Origin of the sequence: Myroides guanonis, assembly GCF_900114085.1 — a bacterium.
Classification (GTDB): domain Bacteria; phylum Bacteroidota; class Bacteroidia; order Flavobacteriales; family Flavobacteriaceae; genus Flavobacterium; species Flavobacterium guanonis.
In genome coordinates, this window is the sequence record NZ_FORU01000002.1 from 293,315 (window position 1) to 310,532 (window position 17,218).

Here is a 17,218-nt window from a genome sequence, read left to right on the forward strand (position 1 = left end):
TACATTTGCAATCATACATAACATATTAAAATAAGTGAAAAACAAATTATTAGGAAGTATATTAATCATCGCTGGTTCCTGCATAGGTGGAGGCATGTTAGCAATGCCTATTATTGCGGCAGGAGTAGGTTTTATAGGAATTGCATCACTACTTATTTTAATTTGGATTGCTATGTGTGGTTCTGCTTTATTGATGGTCCGTGTATATGAATTCAATAATCAAGAAGATGGTTTTAATTCCCTAACCCAAAAATACCTAGGCTCTTTCGGAAACCGTATAGCAGGATTTAGTTTGCTATTTCTAATTTATGGATTAACCGCCGCCTATATGTCTGGAGGAGGAAGTATAGTTTCCAATTTTTTAGAAACAATTTTCGGTTTATCTATAAATCCTCAATTGTCAGTACTACTATTTTCTGTCATCTTCGGAGGTATTGTGAGCATCAGCACTCAATGGATTGATGGAGCAACAAGAGCTCTATTTATAATTAAGCTGGTATTTTTAGCCTTATTAATTCTAGCTTTTATCCCCTTTATAAAAGGAGAAAACTTATTAAATATGCCATTGGAAAAGGGGCTTATTATTACATCTATTCCAATCATATTTACCTCTTTTGGCTTCCATGGAAGCATTCCTAGTATTGTGCTCTATTTAGGTGGAAACCAGAAAAAAATTCGATTAGCATTTATATGGGGTAGCCTACTTCCTCTCATTATATATTTATTGTGGCAGTTTGCAGTATTAGGAAGTTTAGAACAAAACACATTTATGGTTTTCCTAAAAGATGATGCTGGCTTAGATGGTTTGATAAATAGTATACGAGAAATGGCACACAATCCAAAGATTAACCTTTTCTTTTCCATATTTGCTGCTACAGCTTTAGGAACCTCATTCTTAGGTGTAAGTGTTGGCTTACTAGACTATTACCGAGATTTATTAAAAGAAGGGAAATTACTTAGCCTACGTTTAAAAGCAAGTTTATTAACCTTTGTTCCTCCTTTGCTTTTCGCTTTATTTTATCCTAAAGGCTTTCTTTTAGCATTAAGTTACGCAGCACTTGCAGGTGTAATACTAGCTCTTGTTATTCCTGCCTTATTATACTATAAAGCTATGAGAATACATAAACTGAAAATAGGGATACTTCAATACAGCTTGTTGCTCTTAATAGGAATACTATCATTATCCGTTTTTGTAGCACACTTTTATGAGCTGATTATATCATAAATAAAAAGGGATGACATCTGATTTAGATTGTCATCCCTTTTCTGTATAAATCACAATACTATTTTCGTATACTATCATGACTATGTGTTTCAATACCATTATTCCATGCAGTAAGTATATCAGTTGCAACCGCAGCACCACTTCCAGCAGCAATGGAAAGCTGACTTCTATGCCCTGCTAGTGTTCCCGCAACATAAATCCCAGGAACTACGAGATGGTCTATATTTTTTAGTTGAATCCTATTCTTAGAAGCTATAGATTTCTTATGTGGTTCTACATAGTCCATCAATCCTTCAATATGAAATGAATTGCTCGAATTTACAGCAACCACAATTTCAAGACTTTTATAAATACCTTTATTAGTCTCTATCTCAAATCCTACTTCTAGTGGCTTAATCCTAACAACTTTTTCATTTTCGATTTGTTCTACATGAGGATAATGATTTCTGAGAACTTCTGAAGCTTGACTCAATAAATCACTGCCTAATGTACCTGAGGGAACTCCGAATGCATTATAAAAAACAGCATCTTGAAGCATAGAGCCTTTTTGATGTAGAACAATTCCAATCTTTTTATCAGCAACAAAAGCCTTCTTATAAGCAGAGCCCAAGATTTGAGCACAACTAACACCCGAAGCGCCGCCACCAATAATTAATATGTCAAACATCTTATTTTGTTTTATCATGAATCATTCGAGATGTTCTGTAGATTAGCAGTATACATGCTCCACACAACAAAGCAACAATTCCAATAAGCGCAATTAAACTCTCTCCTTCAAATAGATTTTTAAAATCCAACATAGAGATATTGAATGCAATCATAACAACTACAAACGCCAACATGATGTAAGTAAATACTTTCATAATATTATATTCTTTTTACCGAGTGCTCGAATTTACTAAATTATCATTAAACAAATAACCCTTTAACATTACTAGCAAACAATTTAACAGCAATTGCTAGGAGTATTACTCCAAACACCTTCCTTATCACCCCTAATCCATTAGTTCCTATTATCTTGGCTATTCTTCCAGACATCTTTAATACCGCATAAACTACAATCATATTGAGGATGATTCCAAGAATAATATTAATATTTTGATATTGCGCTTTTAGAGATAAAAGCGTAGTCATTACTCCTGCACCAGCAATCAATGGAAAAGCTAAAGGCACTATTGAAGCCGTATTAGGAGCCTCATCCTTATAGAGGCGAATGCCAAGTATCATCTCTAATGCCAAAAAAAATAAGACAAAAGCTCCAGCAACAGCAAATGAATTTACATCAACTCCAATTAAATCAAGAATAGTCTCTCCGACAAATAGAAAAGCAATCATTATAATAGTTGCTACTAATGTTGCTTTTTCTGACTCTATATGACCAACTCTAGTTCGCAAATCAACAATAATTGGAATGGACCCAACAATATCTATCACCGCAAATAGAATCATCCCTATGGTTACAATTTCTTTAATATCTATTTCCATAATTCGAATTTAAAATAAAATACACATCAACAACTATCGACCTAAAGTTTTATAAAAACAAAAGCGATATGAGTAATATCTTTAAAATTACTCATATCGCTTTCTAAACTACCTCATTTACTACAATGATTCCTTTTGCTTCTTAAGAACTTCTTTTTCAGCTTTATATTTTTCCTTTAATTTCTTCTTCTCTGAATCCAATTTATTTTTATCACTAGCATATTTATTCTCTAATTGCTTTTCTCCTGTTTCATATTCTAATTCTAAAAGTTCAAGCTTATATTCAATACTTTTCTTAGCCGATTTATTGATTTTTTCAGTCATTTCTTCCGAATTCCAAAGTCCTTTCTGACCTTCTGTAAGAATACTATTTACATCATTTCTTAAAGTTAATGCTAACGCCTCCTTTTTTTTCTTCTTTTCAGTCTCACTTAGCTTTTTATCTTTTGAAATTGCTTTAAATTCAGCTCCAATTCCTGCCTTTTTTTCCTCAATTCGTTTTTTCTGGTCTGCCGTTAAACCGAAATACTCCGACTTCTCTAAAAGCTCTGATACGCTTTTACCTTGCTTAAAGTCTTCTACTTCTTTAAATGTCGTTTGCTGTGCCATTGCGGAACAAGCTATAAAAGCTAACCCAAGTGTTACTAGATTTCTCATAATTATCATTTTTTTTATGAAGATAAGAAATTCACAAACAAATCACTATTAGCGAAATAGCTTTTTTTAGTTAAAAATAAATCCCACAGAAAACAAAGAAGAATTACAACCAAAAAATTCAACAAACACCTCTAGTGCTCTAAACTATATAAAGCAAAAGATCCCAACCAATGACTTCCCATATAATCATCTCCCGTTATATTTTTAAATGCGGCTTGAAAATGCTTCTCTGCAATATTATTTAGACCCTTAAGTTCTGGCAATTTTCGAGCTATACCTTTTAAGCAAGTGGCTCTACTAAAGTTCAAACCATCTAAATGCACTAAATGTCCATCTGATCGATCCGATACCAACCCCACTTCCATAGTGAAATCTGTTTGGAAAAGCGCAGGTAGAAACGCTGTTAACCAAGCCTTATAATCTTCACTTTCCAAAATTTTACTCATCAAATAAGCTTCTTCTAAGCAAGGAGACAGAAAATCGTGACCACTTGGTTCAAAAGCGAGATTACATTGAACATCTTTCTCAAAAAGTCTTTTTGTATGTGTAATAATTAAATCCTCTAATTCTATATTTTTTGTTTCTCTAGCATAGTCTAGCGTCAATGACATACTAAAAGCAGAATTATCATGTGTTCCAGTGCGAATAGGATAATTTAACTTCGGTAGATACTCCTTATATCTATTAATGAATAAATCTGTCATCGGTTTTAATATTGTAGCCCAACGTTGAGCATCTTCATCCTCCCAAGACAACAATTCACTATGCAATTTGAAAAACCAAGCCCATCCATAAGTACGTTCGAAATTTCTGTTGTTTTCATCATCAAAAAAAGACAATTCAGTAGCTACATTTTCCTTTGTTATCAAAGAATCTAATAATCCTCTAATCTTGCCATCTTCATCTAATTCAGGGAAAGTCTTTATGATTTTCACTATAGACCAATATCCATGAACCGAAGAGTGCCAATCAAAACATCCATAAAAAATGGGGCGTAAAGCTTTAGGTGTTTTTAAGTCTATTTCACTGCCTAATGTTTGTCCCAAGCGATTTGGGAACTCTTGAGTTAAACAACTTAAAGGCAATTCAAGAATTTTCTTAGCCTCCTTTATCGTTAACTTTTGATGAATGATATTACTTTTTTGTGACTCTTGCTCTTCAGTTGTTTTCTTGCATGCCATCAAAAAGACAAGACAGCTCAATATCAATGCTATTTTTTTCATATGTTTTTTCAATCATAATATTTTATCTAAAGTACAAAAAAACTTATAGGTCACAATCTTAGTATTTCCTATTTTTATAAATGCACTCTATATTTAAGTATCAAATCCTTTTTGACAATCAAACTATCACCTCACTTGACAAATATTAGATACTAGTCTCTCTAAAGAAATATCAATCAAATAACTCCTTCAGAAAACAAAACCACTTATAAAGCATTTGAAGCAGAATATAAGCCTTACTATTAGCAATCATTTTGATTCAATTATCTAAACATCTGAAATAGTTTTAATATTTTTGAAATAAAAATCCTCGCTATGAATTGGTCATTAAAATCATCTATACTAACCGTTTTAATATTGTTGGTATTCCTAGGGTTAAGCTCTTGTACTGAAAAAGATCTAACCACAACAACAGCCTTAAAAAGCATTCAAGAATATTTGGATTATAAACCACAATACGAAACAGCAACTTTAGAGCTAGGTCAAGTCAAGTGGAGAACTTCAAAAGATTCTGTTCAAATCAACACATACAAAAAACTTGCAGAAGAAGGTTTCATTAATTTTGATTCCCATTCCTTGAAAAAGAAATGGCTTTCAAAAGACAGTATTTGGGATGTCACACTACGTTTAACAGATAAAGCAAATGCGTATGTCGTTGAACAAAAAAATCAAAAAGTCGTAGTAAAAACAATTGAATATTCTGTGAACAAAGACAAACCTATTGAAATTCACAATAAGAATAAGAAATCCGCAAGTATCACGGTAATGCTTTCAAAAAACCCAACTCCCTTCGCGCCATTAGGAAAAGACAAATCCCCAGATGTTGGATTTATTACTAAGAAGTATAAATTAAAATTCAGTGAGGAATTTGGTTGGGAAGTAGCACAGTAAACCCTATGAAAAATACAGCTTTATTAATTTTAGTTCAAGGAATACTTTCCTTGTTATGCGGAATACTCTCTTCCAAAATGTCCTTTATTGGAAAAATGGGGATACAAGTCATGTATCGTGACTATTTGATTTTTAAGTCTTGGTGGAAAACAGCATTAGTATGTTTCATCATTCAACTAGCTCTTATTTTAATTCTTTCAACGTTAAAAGCATATGCAGGTCTTAGAACTGCAAGAGTAATCGCTTTCTCCTTGCTGCTAGCAGGAATAATAGGTGCTTATTTTACATATATTGATTTCACAACGACCTCACATAAGATGATGCGCGCTAAATTTCATATAGCAGGATATCTATTCTGGCTAGCATGGTTTATCAATTGTATTTATTTTGTTGTTAGCAGCAAAAAGAATATACTTCTAAACACATTGCAAGAAGAAACAAATTCAGACTCAACACAATTGAATCCTGATAAATAGATGAAGCTAATTTAGAAGTTCTAACACCACTTTAAGCGTGATTTTTTTGTTTGAATATGAGTTAAAAAATTCCAACTCTTCTTTTTTTTATTTAAAAATATGTATGTTTACTCTTTAAATACAATTAGACGAACTATTTTATGAAAAAGATCCATTTATTAGGATTCGCTGTAGTAGCATTAGCGTTTGCTTCTTGCGGTGAAACAAAAAAGGAGCCTGTTACAGACCCTAATCCACAAATTGAAAACACTACTGGTGTAGAAAATACATCAAACCCAGCTCACGGCGAGCCAGGTCATACACATGATACACCAACACCTAGTTCTTCATCTACTGCTGAAGGTATGAATCCAGAACATGGACAACCAGGACATAGATGCGACATTCCTGTTGGAGCACCATTAAGTACTCCTGCTGGAGGAGGTCAAGCAAATATCCCAACACAAGGTAACGCTACTCCAAGTGGAAATCAACCATTCCTAGTAAACGATGGAGCAAAAGCCCCAACAAGTGGAGCTTCTGCTGCGTCAGGAAATGTTAATCCTGCTCATGGCCAACCAGGTCACAGATGTGATATTCCAGTAGGAAGTCCATTGTCATAAATACTATAACATATCAAATATAAAACCATCTCATCAGATGGTTTTTTGCTTTTATCACTCCTCTATAAAAAAATAAGGACAATCCATCGCGATTGTGTATTTTTGCACTACAATAGAATGAATAAATCGAATTAGATACTATGAAACAGAATCCGAAAAGATATACATTAACTGCAGCTCTACCCTATACCAATGGTCCTATACACATAGGTCATTTAGCTGGTGTTTATGTTCCAGGAGATATTTATGCACGTTTTTTACGCTTACAGGGAAAAGATGTTGCTTTCATTTGTGGTAGTGATGAACACGGTGTTGCCATTTCAATGCGTGCGAAAAAAGATGGTGTGAGCCCACAAGAAGTTATTGACAAATACAATGGTATCATAAAACAGTCTTTTGAGGATTTCGGTATCTCTTTTGACAACTATTCTAGAACTTCCTCTAAAACACATCACGATACTGCTTCGGCATTCTTCAAAAAACTTTATGAAGAAGGTAAATTCATCGAAGAAGTAACTGAACAATTATATGATGAGGAGGCACAACAATTTTTAGCCGACCGATTTGTTACTGGTACTTGTCCAAAATGTGGAAATGAAGAAGCTTATGGTGACCAATGTGAGAAATGCGGTACTACTTTAAACGCTACAGATTTAATAAATCCTAAATCAACTCTTTCTGGAGCTAAACCAGTTTTAAAATCTACCAAGCACTGGTTCCTTCCTTTAGATCAATACGATGCTTTTTTAAGAAGCTGGATATTGGAAGGTCACAAAGATTGGAAGCCGAATGTATATGGACAAGTAAAATCTTGGTTAGATGATGGTTTAAAACCTCGTGCTGTAACAAGAGATTTAGATTGGGGTATCCCAGTACCAGTTGAAGGAGCAGAAGGAAAAGTACTATATGTGTGGTTTGATGCCCCTATTGGATATATCTCTTCTACCAAAGAATGGGCAGCTCGTGTAGGAAAAGACTGGGAGCCATATTGGAAATCCGAAGACACTAAATTGGTTCATTTTATAGGAAAAGATAATATTGTTTTCCATTGCATTATATTTCCTGCAATGTTAAAAGCGGAAGGAAGTTATATACTTCCTGATAACGTTCCTGCTAATGAATTTTTAAATCTAGAAGGTCATAAACTTTCTACTTCTAAAAACTGGGCAGTATGGTTACATGAATACCTAGAAGAATTCCCGAATCAACAAGATGTATTGCGTTATACATTAACTGCAAATGCACCTGAAACTAAAGACAATGATTTCACTTGGAAAGATTTTCAAGCTAGAAACAACAATGAATTAGTAGCTGTATTTGGAAACTTCATCAATCGTGTAGTCGTATTAACAAACAAATACTACGATGGTATCATTCCTCAACCGAATGAGTTTACTGATATAGATCTAGCTACTCTTAATGAGTTAAAAGCTTACCCTAGTGTAATCGAAAGCTCCATAGAACGCTACCGTTTCAGAGAAGCTTTAGGAGAGATGATGAACGCAGCAAGACTTGGAAACAAATACCTAGCTGACGAAGAACCATGGAAATTAATAAAAGAAAATCCTGAACGAGTAAAAACTCAAATGTATGTAGCTTTGCAAATCGCAGCAGCCTTAAGCACTTTGTGTGAGCCTTTCTTACCATTCACTGCTAAGAAGTTAAGCTCTATATTAAAATTAGACAATCCTATTCCTTGGGAAACTTTAAATACGCATTATAATCTATTAAACGCAGGACATCAAATTGGAGAAGCAGAACTGCTGTTTGCCAAAATAGAAGACGCAGAAATTCAAAAACAATTGGACAAACTTGAAGCTTCAAAAGCAGCTAATGCAGCCGAAAACAGAAAAGTAGATCCTCAGAAAGACACCACTACTTTCGATGACTTCTCAAAACTAGACCTGAGAGTTGGAACTATTATAAAAGCAGCAAAAATGCCTAAAGCGAATAAGTTATTAGTCTTAAAAGTTGACACAGGTATTGATGTTAGAACAATAGTTTCTGGTATAGCAGAGCATTTCAAACCTGAAGACGTTATCGGAAAACAAGTAACCGTACTTGTCAACCTAGCACCAAGAGCACTGCGTGGTGTCGAAAGTGAAGGTATGATTTTAATGACCGAAGATAAAGACGGGAAATTGGTATTTGTAAATCCTGCTACAGATGGAGTTCCTAATGGATCTACTATAAACTAATATACCAACCTATTGACCAAAATAAGGGGTGCTTTTTCAGCACCCTTTTTACTATAAAAAACTATTTATTAGAACTAAAAAATGACTATTCGACACCTCTTACTACTTTTCTGTATCGCTTTCACATGTAATGCCTTAGGCCAAAACTACATCAATACTATAAGCACTAAAATAGACAAAGACCATATCACCTATGATGTTGTAGACGATGTAAATAATAAAACCTACCTATTCCTAGTTAGCTCTAAGGAGGTAGAAGCTATCCAACTAGACTCTTCCTTTCAAGTCTTGAATCAATTCTTAGTCCAACGCCCTGAATCGAAATTCAAAAAGTTATTGGGTCACAGTATGAAAGAGAATACTCTTAGCTTGCATTGGAGCACCAATAACTCAGACCAAGTAATTTCACAACACTTTGATTTTGAAAAAAAGGAATCTACAATTGGAGCTATTGAATCTATAAGCACGGATAAAGAAAAAGTTATTACAGCTTTTCCATTTGACAATAGTCTCTTCATTGCCTCGATTACTAAAAATTCCAATCTCTTTAAATTATACGAATTAAACGGTAAATCACCTTTAAAACCACACTTCTTTTCTTTTGAGGATAATCGTTTCTACAATAAAAGAATTGCTTTAGCATCTTTAGATGAAATGTTTAAAGATTATTTCATAGATGAAGCATCGTACGACATACAATATATTGCAGGCAACATTCCAACAGCATTTCCTTCTATCGTTAAAAAAAGAAAATTCTATATCCAGAATGATGATTTAATTATCAGCTTTGACAACAACAAATCGTTCACTCAATTGATTCGTATTAATCTTAAAACAAAGAAAGCAGAATCAGTTGGATTCAGCCAACCCTTTCTAAATGCCAATCAGACGGAACAAGCCAATTCTAATTCTTTTTTATTTGGTGATAAAATCGCACAAATAAAAACCAATAAAGAATCTGCTACTATTCAGATAAGCAATTTCATAGACACATCATCTCCTATATTTAAAAAAGAAATACACAGAGACCAAACAATAGACTTCTCAACTACACCAGTATTTGAATTTACCAATGGAAATTTTGAAAAAGGTAAAGAAATTTCAAAATCAAATCAATTCCTTAACCGTCTTAATCGCGCTGACAACATTGGAATAGCTGTTACATCATCACAAGACGGCTATGTACTTACCTTTGGTGGTAGTAGTGTTTTACAAAATAGTAACGCTGCTATTATAGGTGGGGTGGCTGGTGGAGCTATAGGTGGCTTAATTGCGGGAGCTATAACCGCAATTGATAGTCCCAAAAAAAATTTCCTAGGTACTTATAAAGATAAAAAAATCATACTAACAAATGCTTCTTTAGATTCTAATTTCAACTTTAACAATAAAGAAGTATCAGAAAGTGTAATAGATAAAGCTAGAACCTACCTTATAGATCTAGCCTCTAGAAAAGCCACAGGTATTAATTTATTTAAAACTCAATCAAAATATATTTTATCGTTTACCGATAGAAGTTCGAATCATCTTTACATCATAGAAATAAAACCATAAACTAAAGGAGGCTGTCTTTGTAAGACAGCCTCCTTTAGTTTATCTTTAAATTGAATAAACACTTTCTCTATCTAAAAACTCCATTTCTTCTTTAGACAACTTTAATGAACACCCATCAATCAAATCATTCAATTGAACCGATGAAGTCACACTAATAATCGGTGTTGTAATCTCAGGTTTATTAATTTGCCAAGCTGTAGCTATTTGCGCTAGTGATACATGACGATTTTCCGCCACCTTTTCAAGTGCATTAAGAATACGCAATCCCCTTTCATTTAAATATCCCTTCACCATATCCTTACGCTTACTATTTTCTAAATCAGCTTCAGTTCTATACTTTCCTGTCAAAAAACCACTTGCCAAGGCAAAATAACTCATTACAGCTAGTTTCTCTTCCAATACTACAGGTAAGTACTCTTCCTCGAACTTCTGTCTGTCATAAAGGTTATAAAGTGGCTGAACACTCTTATAAGTTGCCCAACCCCTTTCCGTGGAGATTTGATTAGCCGATACAATCCTATTAGGCTCTAGGTTAGAAGCACCGATAAAACGCACCTTTCCCTCTAAAATCAATTCATTAAAAACAGACATTGTTTCTTCTTGTGGAGTTTCTAAATCGTCGTAATGCGATTGATATAAATCAATATGATCTGTTTGTAATCTTCTCAAAGAAGCCTCTACAGAACTGCGTATATAATCAGGAGCAAGTCCTTTAGTACCATCTCCCATACGTCCACCCACTTTAGTCGCTAAAACAATATCGTTTCGCTTCTTAGACTGTTTAAACCATTTCCCAAGTATAGTCTCAGACTCTCCTCCAACATGTCCTGGCGCCCAACGAGAATAGTTATTAGCAGTATCTATAAAACGAAGCCCTTTATCATAAAGCTCATCTAACAGTTTAAAAGAATCTTTTTCATCAAGTGTCCATCCAAACACATTACCTCCAAAGCATATAGGTGGAACTGTTAAATCGGTATTTCCAAATAGTTTCGTTTTCATGAGTTATTATTTAAATTCTTTATGCCAAGATACTGCTTCAAAATGAATATCGAAAAGGATATCAAAAACAAAAGCCACTCATTTCTGAATGGCTTTTACAAATTTTTATAGTATTAAATACTAGAAGTTGTAACGCAATGTAGCATTCCAAGTTCTTCCAGTACCAAACCAAACTTGATTTCCAGTATCAATTCCTTTCCAAGATTCACCTGTTGCATATTTATCACCTGCACGAGTTGAAGTATTAGATTCAGATATATATATTGTATCAAAAACATTATTAACATTAGCTCTAAATACAACGCTGTTTTTCTTATCCTTACCTACATTCATAGTATAAGTCAAACCTAAATCAAACAAGTTGAAGCTTGGTAATTCTAGAGCTCCTAAAGCATCCTTTTTCTCAGATGCCATAACATCAATTTTAGAGTATAATTTATCAACAAAACGGAAAGTACCATCTACTTTTAATCCTCCAACAATTCTATAGTCTACACCTAAACTAGCTGTTAACTGAGGAGCGTCCCCTACTTTAGACCCATCCAAGTATAGATGTTTAATCATAGGATTACCATTCGCATCTAATAGAACCTCGTTAGTGTCTCTATCTAAAATAGTAGCATTACTCACATCTTTCGTATATGTCCAATCTCCATAAGAGAAAGCACCATTAATAGTTAAAGAACCTGTAGGTCTAATATTGAAGTCAACTTCAACACCTTGGTGCAATTGCGCCAAACCATTTAGCTGAACATTAGCATTCTGCAATTTCTCAACACCATTAGCATCTACAATCGTCACACTTGTGCTTTTTCTTTCAATACGATCTTCCCATGAAGTTCTATAAACATTTACATTAGCATTGAAAACAGCTGAACGAAAACCATATCCTAATTCTACTCCGAATATTTTTTCATTCATCAAGTCTGGATTCAATACGTTTGTATTATTAATATACACACCATTAAAGAATGGTTGTTTAGAGTAATAACCAACATTACCAAATACGTTGTGGTTATCATCAATATTATAATTCACACCTCCTTTAACATTACCACCTAGAATACTTTTCCAAGATGTTTTCCATTCAGGTTTAGCAGTACCATCCTTGTAAGTTCCAGGATCTTCCTTATTCACAAAATGGTCAACACGTTGAAAATCTTGATTAGATATAGCTCCTTGAACAAAAGCAGTAAAGTTGTCTTTTGAATATTCTAATTGAGTAAATCCTCCATACCAACGAACATTTCCATCATTGTTATATTGAGTTACTCCATCATTATTCTTAGAAGCCCAAGGATTATAACTAACCTTTGATCCATAACTATTCGTTACTTCATACCCATTAGCGAAGTTTTTATTACCCATTTCTTTATATCCTGTAGCACCTAAGAAATCAGATACGTTGTTAAAGTGATATCCTTTATAAGTTCTTGCATCTACACCAAAATCAAGTGTAAAACTTTCTCCCAATTTCTTATTCAAATTAATAACAGTACCATACCAGTCATGCGAGTTTACAGAGTTCATCTTTGTAAAACCACTGTATTTTTCATTAATTGAACTTCCTTTAACAGATCCACCAAATTGATTATCAACACCTCTATTGTAAGAAACAATATCATCCATACGTAATTGACCATATTCATCACGAACTTCTGCATTTGTAGGTGAATAACTAATAGGTTTTCCATTTTTAGGATTAATTCCACCATCTATACTACCTATTAGTCCACCACCTCCACCACGGCCCCAAGAACCATATACAACAGTTCCTAATTTTGTAGTTTCGTTGATATTCCAGTCATAGTTTAATGACATCACAGGTTTGTGATAATAGTTTTCTCTAGCACTATATCTCTCTCCATTCAAATATCCCCAATCAGCATTATATCTCCTATTAGGCTCTCCATTCTCTCCACGTTCGATAAACTGATCTAAAGTAACATAGCTATATCTTTGACTGTGCGTTTGAGGTGCTCCAGTAAAAGTAAATTGTAAATTGTGCTTATCATTTTTAGATTTGTATCCTAAACCAACAAAGTAGTTACTTCCACTAAAGTTAGTTCCTTGTACATATCCATCTCCAAATGTATGTCCTAATAAAACGGAAGCAGAAAGTCCATTTTCTAAAATTCCCGTATTATAAGAGGCTAATGATTTAAAGTAATTATCATTTCCAACTCCCATAGAAAGAGCCCCTCCTTCGCGAGCTTCAGAAGTACGAGTTAAAACATTAATTGTTCCTCCTATTGAAGAGATCGCAAGTTTAGAAGACCCTAAACCACGTTGAACTTGCATTGCTGAAGTAACATCTGATAATCCTGCCCAGTTAGACCAATAAACAGAAGAGTTTTCCATATCGTTAATAGGCATACCGTTTACCATTACAGCAATGTTTTTTTGGTCGAAACCACGAATGCTAATTCTAGAATCACCAAATCCTCCGCCTCCTTTTGAAGCATAAACAGAAGGTGTCGTATTCAAAAGTTCAGGAAACTCTTGAGACCCTAATTTCTCTTGAATTTCAGCAGCTTTAATTGTAGAAACAGCTACTGGTGTTTTACGGTCTTTGGCAATATCAGCCACCCCCATAATAACAATATCATCTAATAAATTTCCATCAACATTTAAGGAAATAACTCCCAAGTCGATATTTTGTCCCGTTCCTTTGAAAGAGACTACTTGTGTTTGGTATCCAATAAAAGATACTTCTACTTGTCCTGTAGCAACAGAGGAAGACAATGCAAATTTTCCGTCTAAATCAGAAGACGTACCATTTGTTGTTCCTTTAATGACAACAGTAGCACCAGGTAGTGGAGAATTGATTTCCCCATCCAATACAATACCTGTAAGTTGTGTTTGTGAAAGTGCGGACACCGCCATGAACAAAGTCACTAGCGAAAACATCCAGTTCTTCAAGTTTTTCATTTTGTAAGTGTAAGTGATAAATTTATTTTCACTGCAAAACTACAAAAAGAAAAACAACTATTGTTAAGCAAACATTACCATTTGATCTTAACTACTATATTACAGCTCTTTATGATTTTTTTCAGACAAATAATAATTCAACAAAAAGGACGTAGAACTATCATGTTTATTAATAATACCTTGTTTTATTTCTGATTGTATATTTTTAGCCAAAAATTTACCATACTCCACTCCAAATTGATCAAAGCTAAAAATGTTCCAAATAATTCCTTGAACATAAGTTTTATGCTCATATAAAGCAATAAGTGCCCCCAAACTTCGCGGAGTTAAACTCTCAATCAACAAAGTATTTGAAGGTTTATTCCCATAAAACTCTTTAAAACTACTTAAATTCTCATTATTACTATCTTCTGAATACCCCTCTCCAACTTTACCATTCAATAAAGCCTCAGATTGTCCAAAAAAGTTTGACATCAAGATATCGTGATTACTATTTTCCCTTCCAATAAATGGATTAACAAAACCAATAAAGTCAATAGGTATAACTTTAGTCCCTTGGTGGAACAACTGAAAAAAAGCATGTTGGGCAGATACTCCAACCTCACCCCAAATCAATGTACCAGTTTGATAATTTACAGGATAACCATCTCTAGTCTTATTTTTACCATTACTTTCCATTATCATCTGTTGCAAATGGGCAGGAAAGCGTTCTAACAATTGGGAATAAGGAACAACTGCTTCTGTTTCATATCCGTAAAAATTATTATACCAAATACTAAGCAATGCCATTAAAACAGGGATATTCTCTTCAAATGAACTATTCTTAAAGTGTTCATCCAGTTCGTTTGCTCCCAATAACAACTCTTCGAAATTTTTATAACCTACTGCTAAACTAATAGAAAGTCCAACCGCACTCCACAAAGAAAAGCGTCCCCCAACATAATCCCACATTGGAAAAACATTATCAGTTGACACTCCGAATTTCACAGCTTCTTCATATGATGCTGTAACCCCTACCATATGTCTATCAACACCAACTCCATCTAGACCAACTTCCAACCAACCTTTAATTCGTTTAGCGTTTTCAATGGTTTCCTGAGTTGTAAAAGTTTTAGAAACAATTAAAACCAAAGTAGTCTTTGGATCTAACTTATCTAATGTTGCATACAAATAATCATCATCAACATTTGAGATATAATGAACCCCAATATCATTTCGATAATTCTCTAAGGCATTAACAACCATTTTAGGCCCCAAGTCAGAACCACCAATACCAACATTAATAACATCTGTAAACTTTTGTCCATTCGATGTTTTATAATTCCCAGATATAAACTCTTCAGTAAAACTTTTTATTTGTTTTCTAGCAGCAACAATTTCATTCTTAACATCGAAACTATCAACCATTATAGGCTTGTCTGAAAAATCACGTAATGCTGTATGAAGAACCGCTCTGTTTTCAGTCACATTAATACGCACTCCTTCAAACATATCAGAAATAGCTTTTTTCAAACCTACTTCTTCCGCTAAATCAACAAGCAACCTGAGCGTTTCTTCTGAAATTTTATTTTTAGAATAATCAAACAATAATTCATTCCATTTCACATGGAACCTCGAAGCTCTTTCCGAGTCCTCTGCAAATAAATCTTGCATTCTAACGTATTCCATTTCTTGAAAATGGTTACGTAACTTATGCCAAGACACTGTACCCGAAGGATTTATATTACGAATCATTATTGGGTGTTTTTTCCTGTAATAACTTGATCTAATTCTATTTTCAACTGCTTTATATGTGCCTGATAAGCAGGTATATCTTTCTTATCCATAGGTTCAGAATTTGGCAACACTTGGTTCAAAGGATCTACCTGTACACCATTCTTCCAAAAACGATAACACACATGGGGTCCCGTAGCCAATCCTGTACTACCAACCCTTCCAATAACATCTCCCTGATTTACATACTGACCATTTTTCACGAGAATTTTAGACATGTGTAGATATTGAGTAGAATAAGTTCCATTATGTCTAACTTTAACATAGTTCCCATTTCCCGCAGTATAACCAGCCCTCTCAACAACACCAGATGCAGTAGCCATAATAGGTGTACCTGAAGGAGCCGCATAATCAGTTCCTCCATGTGCTTTCCAACGCTTCTGAACGGGATGAAATCTATTTTTACTATACCTAGAAGTAATGTGAAAGAACTTTAATGGAGCTTTTAAAAACATACTTTTCATAGGCTTTCCTTCTTCATCATAATATTCTATCCCTTTACTTCCAGGTCTTTTGTAAGGAAAAGAATACAAATCCTTTCCTCTATAATTAAAATAGGCAGCATCTATCTTTTCTATTCCAATATAGACTGTATCATTGATATATTTTTCTTCAATTGTTACCGCAAATCTATCTTCTGGTTGCAACTTAAAAAAGTCAATCGACCACGCAAAGATTTGCGACATTCGTGTCGCTAGAGTTTGGTCTACCCCTTGTTTCTGTAAACTCACAGATAGAGAGCCATCAATTGTTGAAGTAATAGTTCTTCGCTTAATACTAACAGGATACATTTTTGTATAAGCATGTACAGAATCTCTCAAGTCGATAACCTGATATCCCATCTTATTAGGATGATAGATAAAAGCAGCTAATTTATTCTCTTCTTTCTTTGACTTTAAAAGCGCATAAGTTTGCCCTATCCTGATATTTCTAACATTAATACTGTCTTTTACTTTCTCAATTACATTGTGAACTTCTGTGGCATTTAAATTGTTGTCAGCAAATATTTTTCCAAGATTATCACCATTACGGATAGTATCCTCAATGAGTTCGTAATCTTTTAAATTAAATCCATAAACCTCTGCTACCACTTCTTCTATAGGTTCTTGAGGAACCACAGATTCTACTTCAACTGATTTTTTACACGATATTACTGTTAATGCAATAACGAGATAGGCTAAATACTTCAATATTATTATTTTTT

At 34.0% G+C, this 17,218-nt stretch carries 15 protein-coding genes; 6 read left to right on the forward strand and 9 right to left on the reverse strand.

The genetic code is table 11. The annotated features are described in order from the left end of the window. Nucleotides 1–34 precede the first annotated feature (34 nt). Nucleotides 35–1,225: an aromatic amino acid transporter gene (locus BM024_RS03325; RefSeq protein WP_090678029.1), complete on the forward strand. Its 1,191-nt coding sequence runs from the start codon at nucleotides 35–37 to the stop codon at nucleotides 1,223–1,225. Nucleotides 1,226–1,283: 58 nt separating this feature from the next. Here the strand turns inward: BM024_RS03325 and BM024_RS03330 are convergent, their stop codons facing one another. From BM024_RS03330 to BM024_RS03350, 5 genes are all read right to left on the reverse strand, one after another. Beyond that, nucleotides 1,284–1,892 (reverse strand): FAD-dependent oxidoreductase, encoded by a 609-nt coding sequence (locus tag BM024_RS03330; RefSeq protein WP_090678100.1) that lies wholly within the window; start codon nucleotides 1,890–1,892, stop codon nucleotides 1,284–1,286. A 1-nt stretch (nucleotide 1,893) separates the two neighbouring features. Then, nucleotides 1,894–2,088, reverse strand: a complete 195-nt coding sequence (locus BM024_RS03335) for a hypothetical protein (RefSeq protein WP_090678030.1) — start codon at nucleotides 2,086–2,088, stop codon at nucleotides 1,894–1,896. A 46-nt stretch (nucleotides 2,089–2,134) separates the two neighbouring features. After that, nucleotides 2,135–2,710, reverse strand: coding sequence for a MarC family protein (locus BM024_RS03340; protein WP_177190150.1), 576 nt, complete (start codon nucleotides 2,708–2,710; stop codon nucleotides 2,135–2,137). A gap of 120 nt (nucleotides 2,711–2,830) precedes the next feature. Continuing rightward, nucleotides 2,831–3,367, reverse strand: a complete 537-nt coding sequence (locus BM024_RS03345; protein WP_143077713.1) for a hypothetical protein — start codon at nucleotides 3,365–3,367, stop codon at nucleotides 2,831–2,833. Nucleotides 3,368–3,498: 131 nt separating this feature from the next. Continuing rightward, nucleotides 3,499–4,590 (reverse strand): DUF2891 domain-containing protein, encoded by a 1,092-nt coding sequence (locus BM024_RS03350; protein WP_090678033.1) that lies wholly within the window; start codon nucleotides 4,588–4,590, stop codon nucleotides 3,499–3,501. A 315-nt stretch (nucleotides 4,591–4,905) separates the two neighbouring features. Between BM024_RS03350 and BM024_RS03355 the strand changes: the two genes are divergently transcribed. From BM024_RS03355 to BM024_RS03375, 5 genes are all read left to right on the forward strand, one after another. Continuing rightward, complete coding sequence (locus BM024_RS03355) at nucleotides 4,906–5,481, forward strand: hypothetical protein (RefSeq protein ID WP_090678034.1); 576 nt, start codon at nucleotides 4,906–4,908, stop codon at nucleotides 5,479–5,481. A 5-nt stretch (nucleotides 5,482–5,486) separates the two neighbouring features. Beyond that, nucleotides 5,487–5,957 carry a hypothetical protein gene (locus BM024_RS03360; RefSeq protein ID WP_177190151.1) on the forward strand — a complete coding sequence of 157 codons (471 nt, stop codon included), beginning with the start codon at nucleotides 5,487–5,489 and terminating at the stop codon, nucleotides 5,955–5,957. 140 nt (nucleotides 5,958–6,097) lie between these two features. Continuing rightward, complete coding sequence (locus BM024_RS03365) at nucleotides 6,098–6,559, forward strand: hypothetical protein (protein WP_090678035.1); 462 nt, start codon at nucleotides 6,098–6,100, stop codon at nucleotides 6,557–6,559. A 140-nt stretch (nucleotides 6,560–6,699) separates the two neighbouring features. After that, nucleotides 6,700–8,757, forward strand: coding sequence for a methionine--tRNA ligase (metG, locus tag BM024_RS03370; RefSeq protein WP_090678036.1), 2,058 nt, complete (start codon nucleotides 6,700–6,702; stop codon nucleotides 8,755–8,757). Nucleotides 8,758–8,838: 81 nt separating this feature from the next. Continuing rightward, entirely contained in the window at nucleotides 8,839–10,308 is a 1,470-nt protein-coding gene (locus BM024_RS03375; protein ID WP_090678037.1) for a hypothetical protein, read from the forward strand. Nucleotides 10,309–10,353: 45 nt separating this feature from the next. On the opposite strand, the gene BM024_RS03380 is transcribed toward BM024_RS03375, so the two are convergent. The 4 genes from BM024_RS03380 to BM024_RS03395 all read right to left on the reverse strand — a co-directional run bounded on the left by BM024_RS03380 (nucleotide 10,354) and on the right by BM024_RS03395 (nucleotide 17,204). Beyond that, the gene (locus tag BM024_RS03380; protein WP_090678038.1) at nucleotides 10,354–11,310 is read right to left on the reverse strand and encodes an aldo/keto reductase; all 957 of its coding nucleotides are present in this window, start codon (nucleotides 11,308–11,310) and stop codon (nucleotides 10,354–10,356) included. Between the two features lie 120 nt (nucleotides 11,311–11,430). After that, on the reverse strand, nucleotides 11,431–14,241 hold the full coding sequence (locus tag BM024_RS03385) for a TonB-dependent receptor (protein ID WP_090678039.1): 2,811 nt from the start codon (nucleotides 14,239–14,241) through the stop codon (nucleotides 11,431–11,433). A gap of 99 nt (nucleotides 14,242–14,340) precedes the next feature. After that, nucleotides 14,341–15,975 (reverse strand): glucose-6-phosphate isomerase, encoded by a 1,635-nt coding sequence (gene pgi / locus BM024_RS03390; RefSeq protein ID WP_090678040.1) that lies wholly within the window; start codon nucleotides 15,973–15,975, stop codon nucleotides 14,341–14,343. Further along, complete coding sequence (locus BM024_RS03395; RefSeq protein WP_090678041.1) at nucleotides 15,975–17,204, reverse strand: M23 family metallopeptidase; 1,230 nt, start codon at nucleotides 17,202–17,204, stop codon at nucleotides 15,975–15,977. Before BM024_RS03395 ends, pgi begins: the two co-directional genes overlap by 1 nt. Nucleotides 17,205–17,218: the final 14 nt, after the last annotated feature.

Coding starts and splice junctions, on each gene's coding strand:
- BM024_RS03330 (WP_090678100.1), bottom strand. CDS start 1,892: ATGTTTGACATATTAATTATTGGTGGCGGCGCTTCGGGTGTTAGTTGT.
- BM024_RS03335 (WP_090678030.1), bottom strand. CDS start 2,088: ATGAAAGTATTTACTTACATCATGTTGGCGTTTGTAGTTGTTATGATT.
- BM024_RS03340 (WP_177190150.1), bottom strand. CDS start 2,710: ATGGAAATAGATATTAAAGAAATTGTAACCATAGGGATGATTCTATTT.
- BM024_RS03345 (WP_143077713.1), bottom strand. CDS start 3,367: ATGAGAAATCTAGTAACACTTGGGTTAGCTTTTATAGCTTGTTCCGCA.
- BM024_RS03350 (WP_090678033.1), bottom strand. CDS start 4,590: ATGAAAAAAATAGCATTGATATTGAGCTGTCTTGTCTTTTTGATGGCA.
- BM024_RS03355 (WP_090678034.1), top strand. CDS start 4,906: ATGAATTGGTCATTAAAATCATCTATACTAACCGTTTTAATATTGTTG.
- BM024_RS03360 (WP_177190151.1), top strand. CDS start 5,487: ATGAAAAATACAGCTTTATTAATTTTAGTTCAAGGAATACTTTCCTTG.
- BM024_RS03365 (WP_090678035.1), top strand. CDS start 6,098: ATGAAAAAGATCCATTTATTAGGATTCGCTGTAGTAGCATTAGCGTTT.
- metG (WP_090678036.1), top strand. CDS start 6,700: ATGAAACAGAATCCGAAAAGATATACATTAACTGCAGCTCTACCCTAT.
- BM024_RS03375 (WP_090678037.1), top strand. CDS start 8,839: ATGACTATTCGACACCTCTTACTACTTTTCTGTATCGCTTTCACATGT.
- BM024_RS03380 (WP_090678038.1), bottom strand. CDS start 11,310: ATGAAAACGAAACTATTTGGAAATACCGATTTAACAGTTCCACCTATA.
- BM024_RS03385 (WP_090678039.1), bottom strand. CDS start 14,241: ATGAAAAACTTGAAGAACTGGATGTTTTCGCTAGTGACTTTGTTCATG.
- pgi (WP_090678040.1), bottom strand. CDS start 15,975: ATGATTCGTAATATAAATCCTTCGGGTACAGTGTCTTGGCATAAGTTA.